The following is a 20,579-nucleotide window of genomic DNA, read 5'->3' as shown; positions in this document are numbered from 1 at the left end:
TATCGGGGTTCTTTTTTTCTCCGTCAACTAAGGAGTGGCTGATGGACATTGATGCTAAGCAGTTTCTGCAAACCCTTTTCTCAAGTGCTGTTAATCAGGCGCTACCTAAAAATCACATCGCCCCCTTTCTTCCTCAAGACATTTTTTATCGCTCTGCTAACCAAGCTGGGCGAACTGTCGTTATAGGAGCAGGGAAAGCAGCCGCGTCGATGGCCGCTGAGCTCGAAGCCGTCTGGCAAGTTAAGCAACAGCAAGATCTCGCACTGCGTGACCTTGAAGGTTTAGTCGTGACCCGCTACGAACACACCGCACCTTGCGAACACATTGAGGTGATTGAAGCGGCGCACCCAGTCCCAGATGCGATGGGCTTAGAAGTGAGTCAACGTATGCTGGAACTAGTGAGTGGTCTGAGTGGTGACGACACGGTTATTTGCCTACTGTCTGGCGGCGGCTCTGCTTTGTTAAGTCTGCCCGGTGGCGACATCAGCTTGGCAGAGAAGCAACAAATCAATAAGGCGTTGCTCAAGTCGGGTGCCGCCATTGATGAGATGAACTGTGTTCGCAAACATCTATCTTCGATAAAAGGCGGTCGACTCGCCAAAGCGGCGTATCCTGCAAGGGTTGTGTCATTGGCGATTTCTGATGTGCCGGGTGATGACATCAGTGTGATTGCCTCTGGCCCAACTGTGCCCGACACCACTACGCGTTTTGATGCGATGGCAATTTTAGAACGTTACCAAATAGAAACACCACGCTCGGCATTTGAATGGCTAAACAATCTAGAGTCAGAGACCGTTAAGCCTGATGACGCCTGTTGGAAGAACGCGGAGCATCATATTATCGCGACCCCAATGTCGGCGTTAGAAGCTGCCGCTGCAGAGGCCGAAGGTTTGGGTATTCCCGCTTATGTGTTGAGTGATTGTATTGAGGGTGAAGCGCGAGAAGTAGCGAAGGTACATGCTGCATTGGCGAAACAAGTGGCTAATAACAATCACCCATTTGAGACACCTTGCGTAATACTGTCTGGCGGCGAAACCACGGTAACCGTGAAAGGTAATGGCCGCGGTGGGCGTAATTGTGAGTTCCTTTTAAGCTTGTATAACGAGCTAAAAGGACAGGAAAACATATTCGCTTTAGCAGCTGACACTGATGGCATTGATGGTGTAGAAGACAACGCTGGCGCATGGATAACACCACAAACTTGGCAAGACGGTACACGTTTATCGCTTAAAGCTGATGACTACCTAGATGCCAACAACAGCTACGACTTCTTCAAGCAAGTCGGTGTGTTACTGACGACGGGGCCGACGCTAACCAACGTGAATGACTTCCGCGCCATATTGATTCTTTAATCTGAACAGTGCGAATAGCCCGAAAAATCTTAACGTTGGGAAGCTAGCAGCATTGAATGGTCGCTCTTCTGCACATAAGAGCGACCATTTTATTGCTATCAATGCGGAGACCTCGAGTTCTGAGATTATCTTCTGGACTAATGAAGCACGTTGATTACTATGGCTTAAGTAATGAGCTGTAAAGGATGCAATATGTCTAGGATCAGACAAAAGAATCAAGATTTAATCATTGAGGTCGCGTGTGAACAATTCGCAACTCATGGTTATGCCGCAACAAAAATGGCCGATATCGCGAAAGCGGCCGACATTCCAAAACCCAACGTATTCTATTACTTCAGCTCGAAAGATAAGCTCTACAATGCCGTTCTAGAAACCGTCACTCAGCCATTACTGGAAGCATCTCGTCCAATTGAAGAGCTCAGCGATCCTGTTGAAGCTTTATCTCAATATATTCAAACCAAACTGATTATTTCTCGTGACCATCCACATGCCTCTAAAGTGTTTGCCAATGAAGTGATGTCGGGCGCGAAAGTGCTGCCGAAAGAGATTGGCGATGAGCTGTATAAGCAATCCCAGATGATCCTCGATAAGTTCTCAACGTGGTCAGCACAAGGCTTAATGGATGATGTTCCTGCACACCACCTGATGTTTACCATCTGGGCTGCCACCCAAACCTACGCCGATTTTGGCTGGCAGATTTGCAGTGTAATGCAGAAAGATCAGCTCGATGATAAAGACTATGAAGATGCCGCTGAATTCATCACCCAGCTAGTGATTAAAGGGTGTGGGGTGAAAGGAAAGGAAAGGCGGAATAGTTGATTCATCAGATTCATTAAAAAAGGACATCACTCGATGTCCTTTTTTGTATACGCTGTTTCTTATAAGAGTCGCTTAGATACAGCTTTTATGCATCACTTCGAGCAAAGGTCGCAGTGCAGCCATAAGTGTTTGTTGTCGAATCTGAATGCGCGTTATCGATCAGCGTGGATCTCCAGCCGTAACTGTCTCCAATACGTTTAACGATGATAAGACCAAGGCCGTGCTCTGTTTTTGCATTATCACTTAAGCCTGTGCCAGTATCCGAAACTGAAATCGTGTTTGAGTTGATGGTCACCGTGATTTCACCTTGCGTGGTAAATCGGATTGCGTTTTCTATGTAGTTCTTCAATACCATATTCACCAGTGGCAAGGGCATGTTGAGCGTGGTGTCTGGTTCAACCTTTAAGACCAGTTCAACGCCAGTGGATAACATCCCTTGGTACTTAGATAGGTCGATGGAAGTAGCGTTGAATGTCGTGAGCGTTTTCTCTGTTGAAGAGTTCTCTTGTTTTACAATATTGAGCAGTACCTCGACCGTGTTACTCATCCCATTGGCTGCGCCTAAAATACGCTCGCGTTGCTTAGTTTGGAATGTAGGATCATCAGGCTTCATGGCTTGCAGTTCGGCTGCGCCAATCACAATCGCGATCGGTGTTTTCAATTCATGACTCGCGTACTTCGCAAACATCATTTCTTGCTTGGCTAGTCGGTCTTTCATTTTTGAGTAGCTGTTTAGGTGTGAAGTAAGCATCTGCAACTCATCAACCGTGTGAGTGGGAACATGGAAGTTATCAGACTTATGCTTGCTGAGCTGTGTACTGAGTTCTCCAATGGGTGCCATAAGCTGGTCAAACACCCGCTTGAGGGTAATCCGCAATACGATGATCAACCCGAGCATTAGCAGAGTTGAGATTGCCATCAATACGCCCCAACTGTCGTCCCACAAATCCATATCAAAAGAGCTGATGGCGATGTAAGCAGGGATAGTTTTGCCCTGGTCTTCGAAGGCAAAATGATAGACGACCACACCGGGTATAAGAATGTGTTCTTCAGACAGTCTTAGTTCAAAGCGTTGGCGATCCACCGTATCCAATGCCATGGGCGGGATCTTTTTGAGTTGGTCGGAAAAGTCCTCTTCACCATAATAAACCGTTACGTTCTCCGATAGCTTTAGGCTGCCATCGGGAGAAAGACGTTTGTAGAATTGCTCTGCCACCCCTTTGAATGATTTTAGGTGATTCTCTATTTGAGCTTCTTCCTGCCAAACTAGACGAAGCGAGAACACAAAAAATACCACGCATGAAGAGACCAGAGCGATGACAGAAAAGGTACGTAAAGTGCGAATTCTGACATCTTCAATTGAGTTGCCTAATTTGGTTCGAATTTTCATACTTATTGAGACTCGCTAGCAGAGAAAATCAACTGAAACCCGTGCTTAGGAATCGTCTTCAACATAGGAAAGTCGAATGGTTTATCGAGTACGTTTCGCAGTAGATATATATGGCTGCGGAGTACATCTTTGTCTGGGATGTCATCGCCCCAAAGCATGTAGGTTAGGCTTTCACGAGACACAACCCCACCTTGAGCTTTGACTAACTCTCTCAGAATTTGGAACAAGATAGGGGTCAGAGTGAGCGTTTGTCCCTCTCTTGAAGCGGTATGCGTCTTTTCATCAATGGTCACTTCACCAAAGCTCAGTGTCTTTTTCGCGACTAAGCCTTTATTGCGTTTTATCAGTGCTGACAAGCGAGCTTCTAATTCAGGAAACTTGAACGGCTTGGTAACAAAGTCATCGGCACCAGAGTCAAAACTACTTAACAAATCTTCTTGGCCATTCAACGCAGTTAGCATCAAAATTGGTGTCGTTATACCATTTTGACGCAGCTTAGACGCCACCTGCATTCCATCAAGTTTAGGCAGCATGACATCTAAGACAATCGCATCGAAGTCGTTTTGCATTGCTAAATTGAAGCCTTGTTCGCCATCTGAAGCAAAATCCGCGATAGCTTCTTTGACCTCTAAGAAGTCAGCGATAATGCCTTGTAGTTCGATGTTGTCTTCAACTACTAAAATACGACTGCGCTCAAGCATCGATCTGCTCCATTAAAATATCTGCTCTCATCAAAACATCTACTCCCAGCAAGCATCCATTCTGAACAAAAAAGTAGCCTATCCAAAATTATGTCGAATTTATGTCTAATGGATAGCGTTAATCAAAAAATTCAACGTCATAAGATTATTTTTCAATGTCGAATCGACTTCGACTTTAATTCGACAAAGCCAGTTCAACAATAGTTCACATCAATAGGTGAGGGCTTAATTATGAAAACTAAAATTATCGCGCTGGCAGCACTTCTCGGTGTCTCAACGACTCAAATATCACTAGCTCAAGCTACGGAGCTGATCGGTCATGTTCAAGGCTTAAATAAACACAGTGTCGTGGCAGAAGTGCCCGGTGTCGTGGAGATGAATAACCTTGAAGTGGGCGACGCCGTAAACCAACAACAAGTGCTTGCTCAAATTAAAGCCAACGATTTTAAGTTTAGCGTTAATAAGGCTAAAGCGAATCTAGCCCTTGCCGAAGCGAATCTTGCCTTACGAAAGGCGACCTATAACCGCTATCAAGCCCTTATCGAAAAGAACAGCCTCTCAATCGGTGAGTTAGACACAGCTCGTGCTGAGTTTTTAAGCGCGAAAGCGTCGGTGTCTGTCGCTCAAATTGACTACCAACAATCTCAAGTAGACCTTGAAAATACTCAGATTGAGTCCCTAATTTCGGGTTACATTTCCAACAAACCAACGCAATCGGGGGCTTGGGTGAGCGAGGGTGATTTGCTCTATGAAGTGGTCAACATCGACAAAGTGACTCTGTCGTTTATGGCGAGTGAGTATGACTTAAAGCACTTCACTGTTGGTCAAGAAGTGGTGGTGTGGTCTGAAACCAACCCAGAGATAAAAATGGAAGCTAACGTGCAGCGTATTGGTGTCGAGATGCAGAATTTGACCTACCCAGTATTGGTCGAGATCACCAATCAAGGTCATCAATTTAAACCGGGTATGTCGGTTTATGCCTCGACAGATCTCTCGATTCAAAAGGTGATAACCGCTCAAGTCGCATTGGACCAAACAGCATCAAACGAAGGTAAAGGGCAGTAACGATGAACTTCTTAGCATACTTCGCGAATCGTCAGTTTTTGGCCCGTATCATCACGGTAATGGTGTTGCTAACGGGTGCTATGTCGCTAATGCAGCTCAATTTACAAGAGTACCCAGATGTTGCGATGGACACGGCGGAAATTGAAACCAGCTATCCGGGTGCAACGGCTCAAGACATTGAACTGAACATCACCAATCCGATAGAGAAAGAGCTTCGTTCCGTCGATGGTATTGCCTATTTTTCGTCTGAATCTTCAGAAGGGCGATCTCGTATCGAAGTTGAATATTTGCCCGGTGAAGACGCGGCTGTGATCTTGAGAGATATACAGCAAGCGGTCGACCGAGTCGGTAATCTGCCGAAAGACATTGATTCGCCGCCGGTTGTGACTCAGCAAAAAACCTCTTCTTTGGATGTGTATCATTTTGGTGTGAGCCTCGCGGAGAGCAATACAGATTCAGCATCGTTACAGCATTATGCGTATCAGCTAGAAAAGAAAATCAACAGTCTTGGTGGCGTCGGTTCTATCAAGCTTTCTGGCTTTAATGAGCGAGAGTTTTGGGTTGAAGTTGACCCCGAAAAAGCACGCCGTTATCAAGTGACTTTCGAAGATGTCAGTACCGCGATCGAGCAGCATAACCTGTCACAGTCGGGCGGATTTGTCGAATCATGGAGTCAAGAGCAAAAGATTGTCACCATGACCAAAGTGGCGTCGACCGGTGATGTGTCTAACATCGTGATTAAGGCGCTGGATTCTGGTCAAGTCGTTCGCGTGTCAGATGTAGCAACGGTAATTGATACCTTTGCACGAGCAACCGAAGACCCCGTTCTGAGCGGGAAACCAGCGGTGATTTTCTTTATCACCAATAGTGGTAGCGCGGATGTCATTACCACCATCGACAGTATTAAAGCTTTGTTAGACAGAGAAAGCGAGCGTATTGGCGACCAGTTTATTTTTCAGACCAGCCTCGATCTTGGCAAAGACATGGGTGAGAAGTTCTCTATCGTGGCAACCAATGGTGCGATAGGTTTGGTGTTGGTTCTGCTGATTTTGAGCATGATCTTGCAACGTCGAGTAGCCTTCTGGGTTTCGGTTTCTATCCCGTTTTGTGTGTTCGGTGTGATGATGGTTCTGCCAATCATGGGGCTGAATTTAGACAGCATTACATTGGCAGCATTGCTTTTGGTGATTGGTATTATCGTCGACGATTCAGTGATCATTGCTGAAAGTATTTTCCAAGAGAAGGAAGCGGGTAAAAAAGGTGTTGACGCTGCGGTGTCGGGGACTTTAAAAGTAATCAAGCCATTGATGGCGAGCCTAGTAACAACGGCCTTGGTGTTTATCCCGATGATGTTCATTCCGGGCACCATGGGTAAAGCAGTCTCGGTGATCCCGATTACCGTTATCGCAGCGCTCGTGTTCTCATTCATTGAATGTACGCTCACGCTACCTGCGCACTTGGCTTCTGCGAAAGAGAGCAATAACAAAGCCCAAGAAAAAGACCGATTTGAATGGGTTTCGAACCGCTATCACTCTCTGCTGAATATGGCTCTGAACTACAAGAAATCAGTGATTGCATTAGCCATCGTTGGGTTCGCGGTATCTGGCTATTTAGTGTCTTCATTGAAAGTGGATATCTTCCCAACAGAAGCGGGTAAATACATTGAGGTTTACACCGAAGTGAAGGCCGGTACTCCTTTATCTAAAGTGCGAAACGCTCATCAGTCTATCGAACAAGCGATAGAATCGTTATCAGAAACGGAGCTGGTTAGTTATGAGTTGATTTACTCGTCACCGGTATCGCAGGGCATCATCAACCTAACGAACTTTGACCAACGCACCCGTTCAGCCGAACAGATTATCACGGCGCTCAATGAAGAGTTGGCAGCGCTGTCTAATGACATGTTCATTAAGTTCTCGATTGATGCTGGTGGTCCGCCTCCAGGTGACCCAGTCGAAGTCCGTGTGCTGGGTGGAACGGAGAGTGAACGCAATCAAACCGTTGATTTGGTGATGGCTTGGCTAGAAGACTACCAAGGCGTGACCAGTATCAATCACAGTGAGGCACTGAAAGATCCTCAGCTGAACATTGTTCCTCAATATCACTGGTTGGCGAAATACAACCTCACGGTGAGCGATCTATCGAATGCGCTGCGTGTTGGATTTGATGGTAACAGCGTGACATCGACGTGGCTTGGCGATCAAGAAGTCGATATTCGCGTGGTATTGGACGAGCAATTTCGTGACCTCGAAAAGCTGAAAACCACCAAAATCTACACGGCCGACGGGCAGCAAGTGCCGCTGAGTCGCTTGGCTATGGTTGAGCAGATAGAAATCCCGCGCCTTATTAAGCACTACAATGGTGAACGTGAAGTGACGGTATCCGCTGCCTTGTCTGATGAAAGCATTAGCCCAGTCGCATTAGCCGATGAGCTAATCACAGAGCTTACAGGTCAATACCCATCGAGCGTGACCATTAATGTAGGAGGTGAAGCGGAAAGTACCAACGAAACCATGAGTGGCTTTATGGTGGTGTTCCCTGCCGCTATGGTAGCGATCTACTTTGTATTGGCGGTAATGTTTAACTCATTGTTACAACCACTGCTCATTATGGCGGTTATCCCGTTTGCGATTATGGCTTCACTAATGGCGCTTGTGGTTCACATGCAGCCGATGTCTCTGTTTGGATTAATTGGTGTACTTGGGATGACGGGTGTTGTGGTTAATAACTCCTTGGTGCTGATTAATCGAATAAACGAGTTAAGAATCGAAGGTTTGAACGTAATAGACGCGGTAACTCAAGCTGCGGTGAGTCGTCTGCGTCCAATTGTGATGACATCACTGACCACGGTGGCTGGCTTGCTGCCTCTCGCCTACGGGTTAGGAGGAACGGATGTGTTTATGGGGCCAATGTCGCTCACGCTGGGCTATGGTCTGTTGTTCTCATTACCCGTTGTACTGTTGGTGATTCCTGCCATGTATGCGTTGTTCTTTTCTAAAGGCTCGGTTTCGAGAGTTAAGGACAGTTTGCACGTAGAGAGCACGTTAAACGCCAACATCCGCGAGTCATGAAGCGCGGTTTTGTGACCCGTTGTACAATAACTCATTTATCTTTAATTTGGTTAGATTAGGTACGCCATTTCATTTAAATAACAGGTTATAGTGTCGCAAAAATTAGCGACACTCACTGTTCTTAGAAGTGAATATCTCAGAACACCAAAGTGGACCTTCCAACAATATTACACGCACAACATATAGGTTTAGCAATGACGCTCAAAAGCTTGGCATGCACCATTAGCGCAGTTTTACTGGCAGGCTGTGGTTCGACGGTCGCGACTCAAACATACAACGCCGATCTGATCATCACTAACGGGCAAGTTCTCACCATCAATTCAGAGATGGATGTGATTGAAGACGGTGTGGTTGTGGTGAAAGATGACCAGATCATCGCAGTCGGTAATGAGGATTTGATTACTCAATATCGCGCTGAAAAGGTGATTGACGCTCAAGATGGAATCGTTATGCCGGGCATGGTCAATGCTCACAACCATTTGCCTATGATAGCGTTTCGTGGCTTGGGGGAAGAGGGCATCTCGAATCGTCTGTTTGCTTACTTCTTCCCACTTGAAGCAGAAAAGCTAAGCCGTGAATTGATTTACAACGCAACCAAACTTGGTTCTATCGAGTTGGCACAAAGTGGTGTCACGACTTACGCTGACATGTATTACCACATGGACGAAATGGCTAAGGCGACCAAAGAAGTCGGCCTGCGCGCCGTGCTGGGTGAAACCGTGATTAAATTCCCAGTGGTTGATGCCAAAGAACCTTACGGCGGCATCGAGTATGCCAAAGGCTTTATTGAGCAGTACAAAAACGATGAGTTAATCACACCTGCTTATGCACCACACGCGGTGTACACCGTGAGCAAAGATAAGCTGCAAGAAATCAATAAACTGTCGGCTCAACACGATGTACCCGTGTTGATTCACGTTGCTGAATTCCCGAATGAAGAAAAGCGCATCAAAGACGAAACCAAAGCGACATCGCCAGTTGAATACATGGATGAAATCGGTGTGCTTGATGAGCGTGTCGTGATTGCTCACGGTATCCACCTGTCAGAGAACGATCAAAAGCTACTCAAGCAAGCTGACGCGGGTATCTCATACAACCCAATGGCGAACGCCAAAGGGGCGACAGGCATTGCGCCTGCTTGGGAGATGTATCGTGCCGACATGCGCATTGGCTTAGGCACAGATGGCCCGATGAGTTCAAACCAAGTCGATATCATGCGCACCCTAAGTTACGCAGCAAACATGCAACGCCTAAAACATTCTGATCGCACCATTATGATTCCTGAACAAGTCATTGAGATGGCTACTCTAGGCGGCGCAAAAGCCCTACACATGGAAGATCAAATCGGCTCCCTTGAAGCGGGCAAAAAAGCAGACATCGTGATTGTAGAGACACAATCGGCGAACATGATGCCAAATTACGACCCATACGCGACTCTGGTTTACCAAGCGAACCCAAGCAACATCGACACCACCATCGTAAACGGTCAAATCGTAATGGAAAACCGAGTGATGCAAACCGTTCAGTTGGATGAAATCCGCCAAAGCGTCGATGAATTTGAAGCCGATATCAAAGCGTTTGCCAAAGAGCTTTCTAAGAAGGCGATTAAGTCTAAGAGCTTGATGGATTAGGACGTAAACCTGTTTCTGAAAAATGAACAAGGCCGACATCATGTCGGCCTTTTTTATTGCTGGTTGATCCCCTTAACCTCGGTCCTTTGGATTAACGCAACGCTTCGGTTAGCTAAAGTAGCACTTAGCTAATTAGAGCAGCTATTGCCATTCGGGATACCGCTGCCTAAGAATTCGACGCGAATCTGTTCGACATCTTTTAGATATTGGTTGTTGGCTTGGTCTGTCTCATCGAAATTGTTGAGTGTGACATTCCATGAGGTGAATGGAGTAGGTTGGAAATACGCGTATTCGAACTTATTCGCTACGGCACCGTCGGTGATGATGCTGACATCGTTGGTGGTTGGATCATCTAGACGGTAGTAGAACGCACGTGACACGGGGTTTGAGCTGAACTGATAATCTTGGTTTTCATATCGGTCGGCATAGTTGCCTGAACTGGAGACTCGTAGATTCAGTTGTTTGCCATAAGGTAAGTTTTCACCTTCTAAGAACACTCGTACCGTGGAAAGCCTAACGCGGTCAAATGAACACAATTGGACTTGCTCTAATGGAATAGAGAAATTCAGCTGTCCGGTTGTTGCAAAGTTCTCTAGTTGTTCAGGGCTAGAAATAGTGTAGTTATCGATGGTGAAATCTTGTGGCGCGGGTTGGAAAGAAGACAGAGCATTCACATACTCACTTTCGATGGATGCCAAGTCAAACTGGTAGTCCAAGTAACTTTTGTTCAGAGATGGCGTGATCTCGCTTGGCTTCAATGCCCAGTATTCGTATGCCTGAACATAGTTAGACAACGCAACGAACATCGGGCGTTTGAAGTGCATCAACACTCTTGATAGTTCACGTTCAATCGAATCGAAGCTGTCGGTATCTACTTGATAACCTCCAATAGCATCATTCAGTCTTTGCTGTTGATTGATGGTTACGTTATTGGTTAGCAGTAAGTCGACCAGCTTTGCTTGCTCCTGAGCGAAATTAAGCTGAGTAATGTTAATCGCCTTGCCGAGTAGTACCTGTTTTTCTAGCTCAAGCAAGTACTGCCTTGTCCCTTTAATTCCCAAACTATCAGCATATCTTAAGTTACTGCGGATCTCGGTGATCATCAGATCCCACGCTAGATTACTTTCATTGATGGTTGGGATGTTGAAATTAAAGCCATCCATCGCTTCCGAAATCTTCTGGAACTTGATGGTTGATTTAATATCTGCGGTGAGCTGAGAGATACCAGAAATCGTTTTGGTGACGCTATCAATAATGCCCGTGACAGACTTGATATTGGTCACGAGGTTTTTGGCTTTTTCTAATGCTTCAGGCGTTTTAGCTAACTGCTCGGTTAGGTCATTCACCCCAGAAAGGTTACCTGTGAACACGCCACTCACTGCGCTACCAATCTCAGCGATAGCTTTGAAAATCGCCAAAGCTGCGTTGAGTTGTTGCTGGGTTTTCCAATTCTCGACGCCAACTAAATAAGTCGTTCTTGCATCGAGAGTCACTAACTCCTGAGCTTTGTATTGGCTATCTACCTCGGTCAGGCTATCGCCTATCTTGTCTATGTTGGATTGGGTTTGTGTGATGATCGAGCTTTGAGCGCGAAGAACGTCTTCAATGTTAGCGAGCGCTAACTTAGCGGCTTCTATTTTGTCTTCAATGACGGTGCTTCTGTCTTGAATAATGTTCCATTGAGCTTGATACGCGACCATCGCATTCAGGTACGCTTCGTACTTGTCTTGGTAAAGTACTTTGTCGAGATAAGGAACGTAGTGGCTCTCTTTGGTGCTGAAGCTAATGAATTGCTTGAACGCGACCGTTTGCAAGTACAGGTCTGAAAGAATTGGGTCGTCTTCCACCACAGACCCTGAGTAACGTAGGCTCTGCTCAATCCAGTTGATAAGGTCGAGGCTAAGCTCTGGGTTAGTGTCGAACAAGCTGGCTGCCATATCAAAAGAGCGATTAATTATGTCGGTAAAAGGTTCGGTAGCCAGTTTCATTTGCCCGGTGATGTTCGAGTCGATGGTGGTTCTTCGGTAGTGCTCTCCTGCTAATACTACAGACTCACCATCGCCAGCTTTTCCTGTCAGAGCATCTCGCGTAATGCTGCCATCACTTTGGAAAGCGAGCACATTAATGGGTGTCTCTATCTCCCCCGCAATCACAGAAATAGAGGCAGCGGAACCTTGCTGTCCGAGCACAAACGTCGGCGTACCTTGGCCTACGATTTTACGTGCAAAAATCAGGATGTTTTGGTTGTTTACGAGCAAGTTGAAGTTTTCTGGAACCTCAATCGTATCTGCAAAAACGACGATTTTTGAAGGCTTAGTAACATAAAGGTTCTGCTCAGCAACCCAATCACTGAGGTTGATGTGTAAATCGGATGTTGAACGCGATAACACATCAATGTCGGAATAGGCTGATTGAACCCAAGTTGGGTATTCGGTTGAATTGGGTAAATTGTTCAGTTCAAGCCAGTCGCTAGAAAAAACCTGTTGAGAAAATGAAAGAGAAATAATAATAGGTAGAAGTCTCATGTTTATGTCCTGTCGAAATTAGTATTCGCCAAATTTTGGGTAGCAGAAGCCGCCACCTTAATTTGCTTAAGGTGCGGCTTCTTATTCGGAATGTAATTTGGCTATCTTGTTATATTTTTAGCAGTTTCTTTACTGCGTATAGAGTTACTGTATATAGCGTCGTATTTATCTGTCGCGCTATTTTTCGAGAGATATAGGGACTAATCCATTTTTTGAATATATGCATTGTTTGCGAACGCTTTTGCTTTCTCACTAATATTGCTCCAGTTACTTTCCGCAACTGTTGTATTCGCAAGAGCGCCTATCGCACCAAGCATGGCATCGTCTTTCATGATGTCGGCATTATCCTGAGCTTGTTCTAGTGCAACGAGTAACGAAGTGAAGTCGGCATTCATTTTCTGCCAATTCAGTTTCAGCTTATTAATATGTGGAATCGCATTTTCAATTTGCTGAGAAATTATCTCGATACTCTCTGAAGATCGATGATAAGAGTTATATATCTTTTGCGTGTAAGTTAACTGCTCTTGAAGCTCTTTTACTTCGCTTTGTAATTCGTTACGAAGTTTACGTGCTTTTTCAGCTTTGTCGCCGTAGACGCCCATGATTGGCCCTGCAACCAGAGGGAACCATGCATAAGTCACTGCAGTAGAGGCGACCGTAACGTAGTGAGTGTAATCTTTGTTGAGTTGAGTAATACGCGCATTAATGTCGTTCACTCGTTGCTGAAGTGCACTGCCATCATCGCTTAGATAACCGTTATGTGTACCTTCCAACACATCTAGCTGTAATTTTTGCGTGTCCAGTGTGGCTGAGAATTCCAATAGATTGCCGCCAACGTCAGACACTTCTTGTTGGTATCTCATGGAAAAGTTCTGCAGGCTTTTTAGGTAAGCAATCGCCATTTTTCTGTTGCGTTCTACCGCTTCAATATCTTCCGGTAGGGGCGAGAATGCTTTGGCCAACATTTCATTTAAGGCGTCACTCAAAGGGTTGAGCATGTAGTCTTTGATTTGTGCGTAATTGGCCAAGCTCAATGAAAGGCCAACAATGCTCGGGTAAAGGTCTTTTTTCCAATAAAAGGCAGTATCGTGAATATTTGAGTATTGCTCGACCAGTGCTTGGAAATTAGAGAAAGGAATGTCGTTAGGAATACTTAAAGTCGACTTCATACTGGCTTCTGTCACGGGCAGAGCCAAGGCTCCTTCTACATAAGCTTGGATCTGATACCACTCTTGTTGCTTGAGAATAAAGTTGTCCGTATCTAGGTCAATGAAGACACCATTCTCACCTATGATCGTGTCGTAGGTGACTTGAGGTATGTTTTGTTCAGCTGATGCTTGGTTAGTTTGAACTGGCGCTGCTTGAGAAGTGAAAGTGAAAGAGGAAAGTAGCCCAATTGAGATCGTAGATAATACGAGTGTTTTAGTTATTTTTTTCATTGTTTAGCCCTGTTAGATTTGTTATTAGCTTTTTGCAAAGACAATAATCCCCCTACCATTTAGATGGTATTTTTAAATATTTATGAAGGGTTATTGAATAGTTTTATATTGTTATTCTTGTAGTTATCTTATGGTTTTTAAAATTGACTCCTTTAATGTGTTTTTTGTTTTTATAAGATTTGGCCAATCTATAGCAGATTTATAATGAAAAGTTCTATTTAGATCACATATTTGGATTCATATTGATCGTTTGTTGATCTATTGAATCTAATGACATTTGAATCATTAGTTTTGTTTCTTTTGTCAGGCTAGACACGAAAAGGTCTCGAGAGGTTTTTATTCTATTCATAAAGGTGATAAGTGATATACCCGTGATCATTGAAGGTGCTTGATTTTCTTTAAAATCAGGATCATGCTACGAACCATGAAAATTACACTGACTCCTCAGCAGAAACTACAACTCGAACAAATGCACGACATTGAACGTGATAGTCGGGTCTGCGACCGTATTAAGGCTGTTTTGCTGGCTTCTGAAGGCTGGAGTCAGACTATGATTTCACAAGCTCTTCGTATTCACGAATCGACTGTTGCTCGTCATCTCAGTGATTATGTTTTCTCTGAAAAACTTAAGCCTGAAAATGGCGGAAGCCAAAGCAAGCTTTCTGCAACTCAAACCATGCACCTAATCGAGCATTTGACTGAGAAAACCTATTCTCACACGCATCAAATTGTCGCCTACGTTAAAGAGACATTTGGACTTGATTACACGGTTTCTGGTATGAACAAATGGCTTCACCACAATGGTTTTAGCTACAAGCAGCCGAAAGGCGTTCCACACAAATTTGATGAAGCAAAACAACAAGCTTTCATCGAGGCTTATGAAGCGCTAAAGGCAAGCTGTGGCGAGGATGAATCGATAGTCTTTATTGATGCAGTTCACCCAACACTATCAACAAAAATATCTCGTGGCTGGATACGAACTGGTCAGGATAAAGTGATTGAAACAACGGGTAATCGTAGCCGATTGAACATTATTGGCGCACTGAACCTATCGGATATCGGTGCAACCATTGTTCACGACTATGAGAACATTAACAGTGAAACGATTGTTCGCTTTTTCTGTAAGTTAAGAGAGAGTTATCCGTTAACCCATAAGCTTCATATCATCTTAGATGGTGCGGGGTATCACCGCAGTGACTTAGTCAAAGATGCGGCGTTTGTCCTGAATATTGAACTGCATTATCTTCCACCTTACAGCCCAAACCTCAACCCAATAGAGCGGCTATGGAAAGTAATGAATGAGAAGTCGAGGAACAACGTTTACTTCAAAAGAAAACGGGACTTCAAGGAGGCAATAGACCAATTTTTTGCAGTGACTCTTCCAGAGATCGCAGGCTCTTTGACATCTCGAATTAATGATAATTTTCAGATTCTCAAGCCTGCATCTTCAAGTTGATTCGGTATAGAAGTATAATTACTGTCATTATTTCTATTATTACTAAATCTGTTGATTAATTTGATGAATATATAAATAGAACGAACGTTTTAAATTTGATCTGTGCCAAATAATGTATGGGCGAATTTATATTAATTGAAGGTTTTATTAGCGAATGTTTTATTAGGTAACTTTATATTAGATGGCGTTAAATTAGTTTATCTTTAATTATTGGCGGATTATGTTGTTGGTTTATTAAGGCTGGAACTATTTTAGGAAATAGATTGATACATAGACTGAGAGGCAATCATGTTTGCGCGTGTTTTCGAATGTTTCGGATACTTAGAGATGTTTGCCCATCAAAGCCACGCGCTTTGGCTTGCAGTGTTTGACGGGCAAATATCTTAGTTAGTTGTTATTCATCGCCAGCTTACCGAGTTTCATGGCGGCAGCATGGTGGCGGTGCATCAACTGTTCCATGTCTACGCCAATGACGGCACCATCATTAACTCGCCATTTTCCGGCTACCATCACCTTATCCGCTTGTTGAGCACCACAAAGTAGCAGTGCAGCAAGCGGGTCGTGGCTACCAGAGAAACGAATGTCATCGAGCTTGAACATCGCGATGTCGGCTTGTTTACCGACCTCTAGTGTTCCAATGTCGGTTCTGCCCATCGCTCGTGCAGAGCCTGACGTTGCCCAGCGCAGTGCGTCGAAGTGTGAAACATTGGCAGAGCCATATTGCAGACGTTGTAGATACATCGCCATGCGCACTTCGGCAATCATATTTGAGCCGTCATTGGAGGCGGAACCATCTACGCCAAGACCGACCTTAACGCCAGCGGCTTCGAGGTCGTTGTTCTTACAAATACCGGAAGCCAGCATCATGTTGGACGTCGGGCAGTGGCTGATACCAATGCCCGCTTTACCCAAACGCTTGATCTCTTCTGGGTTGAAGTGAATACCATGAGCGAGCCAAGTGCGTTCGTTGAGCCAGCCCACATCTTCCAGATAATCAACAGGGCGCAGGCCAAACTTCTCGATACAGAAGTCCTCCTCATCGAGCGTTTCACATAAGTGCGTGTGCATCATTACGTTTTCACGTTCGCTGATCTTGGCGGTTTCCCTCATTAGGTCGGTAGTGACCGAGAATGGCGAACAAGGCGCGAGTGCGATTTGGATCATCGCCCCTTCATCACGCTGGTGGTAGTCACGAATCAAGCGTTGGCTGTCATCAATGATGGTCTGTTCGGTTTGAATGGTGTGTCGTGGAGGTAGTCCACCTTCATCTTCCCCAAGGCTCATGGAACCGCGAGTAAATATCGCTCTCACGCCTAGTTTTTCTGCGGCCTCGACTTGTAAATCGATGGCGTGTTCTAGTCCGTTTGGCAGCAAGTAATGGTGATCGGAAGCGGTGGTACAGCCCGACATCATTAACTCGACCAGAGCTAACTCTGTAGCAAGGCTCATCATCTCAGAGTCGAGGTTGGCCCAAACAGGGTAGAGGCTTTGTAGCCAATGGAAGAGCTCTTTATTCAGTGCGCCGGGGTAGGCACGCGTTAGGGTTTGATAGAAGTGGTGGTGCGCATTGATAAGCCCCGGGGTCACAACATGACGAGAGGCGTCGACGCTGTAATCTACGGGTAAAGTTGGCTCTTTGTGTTTGCCAACCAGCTCAATGATTTTATTACCTTTAATGACAATACCGCCTTCTGCATCAGCCAGCGAGCCAGTGTAGATTGCGAGAGGATTCTTAATCCAGATGGTTTCCATTCATAGTAGTCCTTAGCCATCTCAGCCTTTTCAGGGAAGAGGGTCTTTGTTGATATTTGTTGTTGATAGACAAATTCGAATCAGGGGCGTTAAAACGTTCAATGTTCTAATCATTCCCTGATTCAGTGAAAATCGGTTTTACGTTAGTCAGTGAACCAATTAGTTCGCTTTGGGCTCAGGGTTTTCTGAAGCCGCTTGAACGTCTGCTTCTGTGCTTGCTTGTTGAATCTCTAATTGCTCGTCTGAGTGTCGTTCTTCTTCAGCCTGTTCTTTCATTTCTAGCTCAACTTGCGCTTGGCTCTCGGCTAACGCTTCTTGCTCTTCTGCTCGTGAAGATTTCGGCAACACAAGGTTTAGAAGAACCGTCATGATCGTACCGGTAGTGATACCTGAGTGAAGAAAGTTCGCTAGGTCATGCGGCAAGTGTTGCAGTAATCTTGGTTCGAAAGTGACGGCTAAGCCAGACGCTAAACCAACACAGATTACCAAGGCATTTCGCTTGGTGTCTGCGGCTTTGATCAACATGCGGATACCCGCGTAAGCAATCATACCGAACATCACGAAGCCCACACCACCTAGAACAGGTTTCGGAATCGTGACGGCAATAGCGGCTAATTTCGGGAATAAACCGCCTAAAATTAACAAGCCACCGGTTGCAGCTACTACATAGCGACTTGCTACACCTGTGATACCTACAATGCCGACGTTTTGGCTGAACGACGCTAATGGCATTGCCGTTAAAATCGAAGATAAGGTACTACCAAGTCCATCGCCCAATAGACCACGTTTTAAGTCTTTACCGCTGACTTGGGTTTGGCAGTTGTTGCCTAGTGCCATGAAGTCACCTGTTGCTTCAGCGATAACTACGATGTACACCAAGCTCATACTGATGATGGCACTCGCAGAAAAGGTAAAGCCATATTTGAAGGGCTCAGGTCCACCGATCCAAGCTGCAGAGCTGATTTGCTCAAGGTCGACCATGCCGAGTGATAGCGCCACAATGTAGCCGCCCGCTAAACCAATCACGATGGCTGAAGCGGCAACAGCGCCTTTACAATAAACCGATACGCCAACCACAATCCCCAAAGAGATCAGTGCTAGAAACAGCTTTGGTAGTGTGGCGAATTGTTCCGTGTTGGCAGGGGAGTCTCCGACCCAATTCATGGCAACCGGTAAAATGGTTAATCCTATTAGGGTAACCACTACACCACTTACCACGGTTGGGAACAGCTTCCGAACCTTGTCCATATAGAAGCTGGCACCAATTACTACAAATGAGCCGATCAGCGCTGAGCCCATGATCGCGGCGACACCGCCTTCATTGCCGATTGAAATGGCGACGCCCAAAAAGGCAAAGCTCGACCCCATCACAACGGGCAGTCGAATACCAATAGGACCAAAGCCAAGACATTGAGCGACAGTCACAATACCTGACGCCAATAGCGCCGCATTGATCAGCGAGACGATCTCTGTGTTAGGTAGGCCAATTGAGGCTCCAACAATAAGGGGGACAGCAACGATGCCACCAATCGAGGCGAGCATGTGTTGCAATGCGAGTAGAAGGGTTAAGCCGTGAGGCGGTCTTTCATTTAGGGTGTACAGAAGTTTCATTTGATATTCCTCTGCCTGCGTTTCCGTTTACAGACGATTGGCGGTCAAATAATGACTTCTACAAACTGCGTAGGGTCATAAAAAAGGTGCACTGAATCGATAGGGATTCTGCTCTCTCGTCATCAATGCAATTAGCTTTCTTAAAAATCATGTTGTTGCTTGGCTTGCGAACGAGCCAAGCAACGTTGTGAGCAATCAAGAAATGACTGCTCAGGAGCTATAGGGTTAACCGATGAACACGAGCTTCGCGACAAAAATCGCGGCTAAGAAGTACATCGAAATAGAGACGTCTTTTGTTTTACCTGTCGCCAGTTTCAACACGGTGTAGGTAATGAAACCCAGTGCGATACCATTCGCGATAGAGAATGTCAGGGGCATCATTAACGCCGTAATAGCTGCGGGTGCGCCGTTGGTGAAGTCTTTCCAGTCCACGTGTTGCATGCTGCTCATCATTACGAAAGCGACATAAATCAACGCGCCAGAAGTAGCGTAAGCGGGGATCATGCCTGCAAGTGGAGATAGGAAAATCGCCGCTAAGAACAACACACCAACCACAATTGCCGATAGGCCAGTTCGTGCGCCGGCTGCAACACCCGCTGCACTTTCTACATAACTGGTTACTGGCGGACAACCCACACACGCACCTGCCACACTTGAGATACTGTCGGCTTTAAGCGCTTTGCTCAGGCCTTCGATCTTGCCCGTTTCTGGGTTGGTTAGGTTTGCACGCTCAGCCACGCCCATCAAAGTACCCGCGGTATCGAACATGTTTACAAAAAGGAAAGCCAAGATAACGCTGATCATTGAAACATCAAGCGCGCCCATAATGTCCATTTTTAGGAACGTAGGCGCTAAGCTTGGTGGAGCCGCGAAGAAGCCGTTGTAATGCACTAAACCAAGCATCATACCGACCAGAGTCACACTCAAAATGCCGATCAACACCGCACCAAAGACTTTACGCTCACTCAGAACAGCAATGATAAGGAAAGCGATAGCGGCCAGTAGCGCTTCAGGTTTAGTGAAGTCACCTAGTGATACCAGTGTTGCTGGGTTTTCGACGACGATGCCTGCTGTTTTAAGGCCAATTAGACCTAAGAACAAACCAACACCCGCTGTCATGGAGTAACGTAGACTCACTGGGATACTTTCAATGATCCATTGGCGGACTTTGTAGAAGCTCATCCCGACGAACAAGATACCTGAGATAAACACCGCACCCAGTGCGACTTCCCAGCTGTAACCCATCTCGCTTACTACCGTGAACGAGAAGAAGGCGTTCAAGCCCATGCCCGGTGCAAGGCCGACAGGCCAGTTCGCAAATAGTCCCATTAACAAACAACCGATCGCAGCACCAATACAGGTTGCGACGAATACCGCGCCTGCATCCATGCCAGAAGCAGCCATTATTTGTGGGTTAACGAAGATAATGTAAGCCATGGTAGCGAAGGTGGTGACACCACCGACTAACTCATTTTTTATGCTGCTTCCGTGGGCCTTAATTTTAAAGAGTTTCTCTAAAAATCCGTTATTCGCATCTTGGTTGAGTATTTCTGTTTTACTCTCACTCATGTCAGCAAGTCCTTTTATGTTGTGATCCATTTATTGAATACAGCGAGATTTCAATATTAAGTTTTAAGGTTTTTCCTAGCCGCTATTTCTTTAGTTATCTGTTGTTTAGTTATCAACTCTCTAACTATTAACGTTGTTAATATTTTTATATGAGCGTGCTTAATGAGCGCGCATCATTTTAGATGCACGCACGAATCT

General features: G+C 45.5%; 13 protein-coding genes. 6 read left to right on the top strand and 7 right to left on the bottom strand.

What is annotated here, in order from left to right; translation table 11 throughout:
- Positions 1-41 precede the first annotated feature (41 nt).
- Together QUF19_RS19335 and QUF19_RS19330 are read left to right on the top strand one after the other, a co-directional pair.
- On the top strand, positions 42-1,352 hold the full coding sequence (locus QUF19_RS19335) for a glycerate kinase type-2 family protein (RefSeq protein ID WP_286302329.1): 1,311 nt from the start codon (positions 42-44) through the stop codon (positions 1,350-1,352).
- Positions 1,353-1,544: 192 nt separating this feature from the next.
- A complete protein-coding gene (locus QUF19_RS19330; protein ID WP_286302327.1) occupies positions 1,545-2,171 on the top strand; it encodes a TetR/AcrR family transcriptional regulator in 627 nt (208 codons plus the stop codon).
- Between the two features lie 85 nt (positions 2,172-2,256).
- Here the strand turns inward: QUF19_RS19330 and QUF19_RS19325 are convergent, their stop codons facing one another.
- Together QUF19_RS19325 and QUF19_RS19320 are read right to left on the bottom strand one after the other, a co-directional pair.
- The gene (locus tag QUF19_RS19325) at positions 2,257-3,561 is read right to left on the bottom strand and encodes a sensor histidine kinase (RefSeq protein ID WP_286302325.1); all 1,305 of its coding nucleotides are present in this window, start codon (positions 3,559-3,561) and stop codon (positions 2,257-2,259) included.
- Between the two features lie 2 nt (positions 3,562-3,563).
- The gene (locus QUF19_RS19320; RefSeq protein ID WP_286302322.1) at positions 3,564-4,262 is read right to left on the bottom strand and encodes a response regulator transcription factor; all 699 of its coding nucleotides are present in this window, start codon (positions 4,260-4,262) and stop codon (positions 3,564-3,566) included.
- Positions 4,263-4,493: 231 nt separating this feature from the next.
- On the opposite strand from QUF19_RS19320, the gene QUF19_RS19315 reads away from it, so the two are divergent.
- The 3 genes from QUF19_RS19315 (at position 4,494) to QUF19_RS19305 (ending at position 10,029) form a co-directional block, all read left to right on the top strand.
- A complete protein-coding gene (locus tag QUF19_RS19315) occupies positions 4,494-5,327 on the top strand; it encodes an efflux RND transporter periplasmic adaptor subunit (RefSeq protein WP_286302320.1) in 834 nt (277 codons plus the stop codon).
- Positions 5,328-5,329: 2 nt separating this feature from the next.
- The gene (locus QUF19_RS19310) at positions 5,330-8,398 is read left to right on the top strand and encodes an efflux RND transporter permease subunit (RefSeq protein ID WP_286302318.1); all 3,069 of its coding nucleotides are present in this window, start codon (positions 5,330-5,332) and stop codon (positions 8,396-8,398) included.
- Positions 8,399-8,592: 194 nt separating this feature from the next.
- Positions 8,593-10,029 carry an amidohydrolase gene (locus QUF19_RS19305; RefSeq protein WP_286302316.1) on the top strand — a complete coding sequence of 479 codons (1,437 nt, stop codon included), beginning with the start codon at positions 8,593-8,595 and terminating at the stop codon, positions 10,027-10,029.
- Positions 10,030-10,157: 128 nt separating this feature from the next.
- Here QUF19_RS19305 and QUF19_RS19300 read toward each other — a convergent pair whose 3' ends face one another.
- Together QUF19_RS19300 and QUF19_RS19295 are read right to left on the bottom strand one after the other, a co-directional pair.
- Entirely contained in the window at positions 10,158-12,554 is a 2,397-nt protein-coding gene (locus QUF19_RS19300) for a hypothetical protein (protein WP_286302314.1), read from the bottom strand.
- Between the two features lie 200 nt (positions 12,555-12,754).
- A complete protein-coding gene (locus tag QUF19_RS19295; RefSeq protein WP_102363767.1) occupies positions 12,755-13,993 on the bottom strand; it encodes an alpha-xenorhabdolysin family binary toxin subunit A in 1,239 nt (412 codons plus the stop codon).
- Positions 13,994-14,417: 424 nt separating this feature from the next.
- Here QUF19_RS19295 and QUF19_RS19290 point away from each other — a divergent pair, with 424 nt between their 5' ends.
- Complete coding sequence (locus QUF19_RS19290; protein WP_270000015.1) at positions 14,418-15,449, top strand: IS630 family transposase; 1,032 nt, start codon at positions 14,418-14,420, stop codon at positions 15,447-15,449.
- Positions 15,450-15,836: 387 nt separating this feature from the next.
- Here the strand turns inward: QUF19_RS19290 and QUF19_RS19285 are convergent, their stop codons facing one another.
- The 3 genes from QUF19_RS19285 to QUF19_RS19275 all read right to left on the bottom strand — a co-directional run bounded on the left by QUF19_RS19285 (position 15,837) and on the right by QUF19_RS19275 (position 20,381).
- Positions 15,837-17,201, bottom strand: a complete 1,365-nt coding sequence (locus QUF19_RS19285) for an 8-oxoguanine deaminase (RefSeq protein WP_286302306.1) — start codon at positions 17,199-17,201, stop codon at positions 15,837-15,839.
- A 159-nt stretch (positions 17,202-17,360) separates the two neighbouring features.
- Complete coding sequence (locus tag QUF19_RS19280; RefSeq protein WP_076675051.1) at positions 17,361-18,812, bottom strand: nucleobase:cation symporter-2 family protein; 1,452 nt, start codon at positions 18,810-18,812, stop codon at positions 17,361-17,363.
- Between the two features lie 225 nt (positions 18,813-19,037).
- On the bottom strand, positions 19,038-20,381 hold the full coding sequence (locus QUF19_RS19275) for an NCS2 family permease (RefSeq protein WP_286302297.1): 1,344 nt from the start codon (positions 20,379-20,381) through the stop codon (positions 19,038-19,040).
- Between the last annotated feature and the right edge of the window lie 198 nt (positions 20,382-20,579).

The organism is Vibrio sp. FE10 (genome assembly GCF_030297155.1).
Classification (GTDB): domain Bacteria; phylum Pseudomonadota; class Gammaproteobacteria; order Enterobacterales; family Vibrionaceae; genus Vibrio; species Vibrio apostichopi.
The sequence above is the reverse complement of the archived record's forward strand: the minus strand, read 5'-3'. Positions and strand labels throughout refer to the sequence as shown.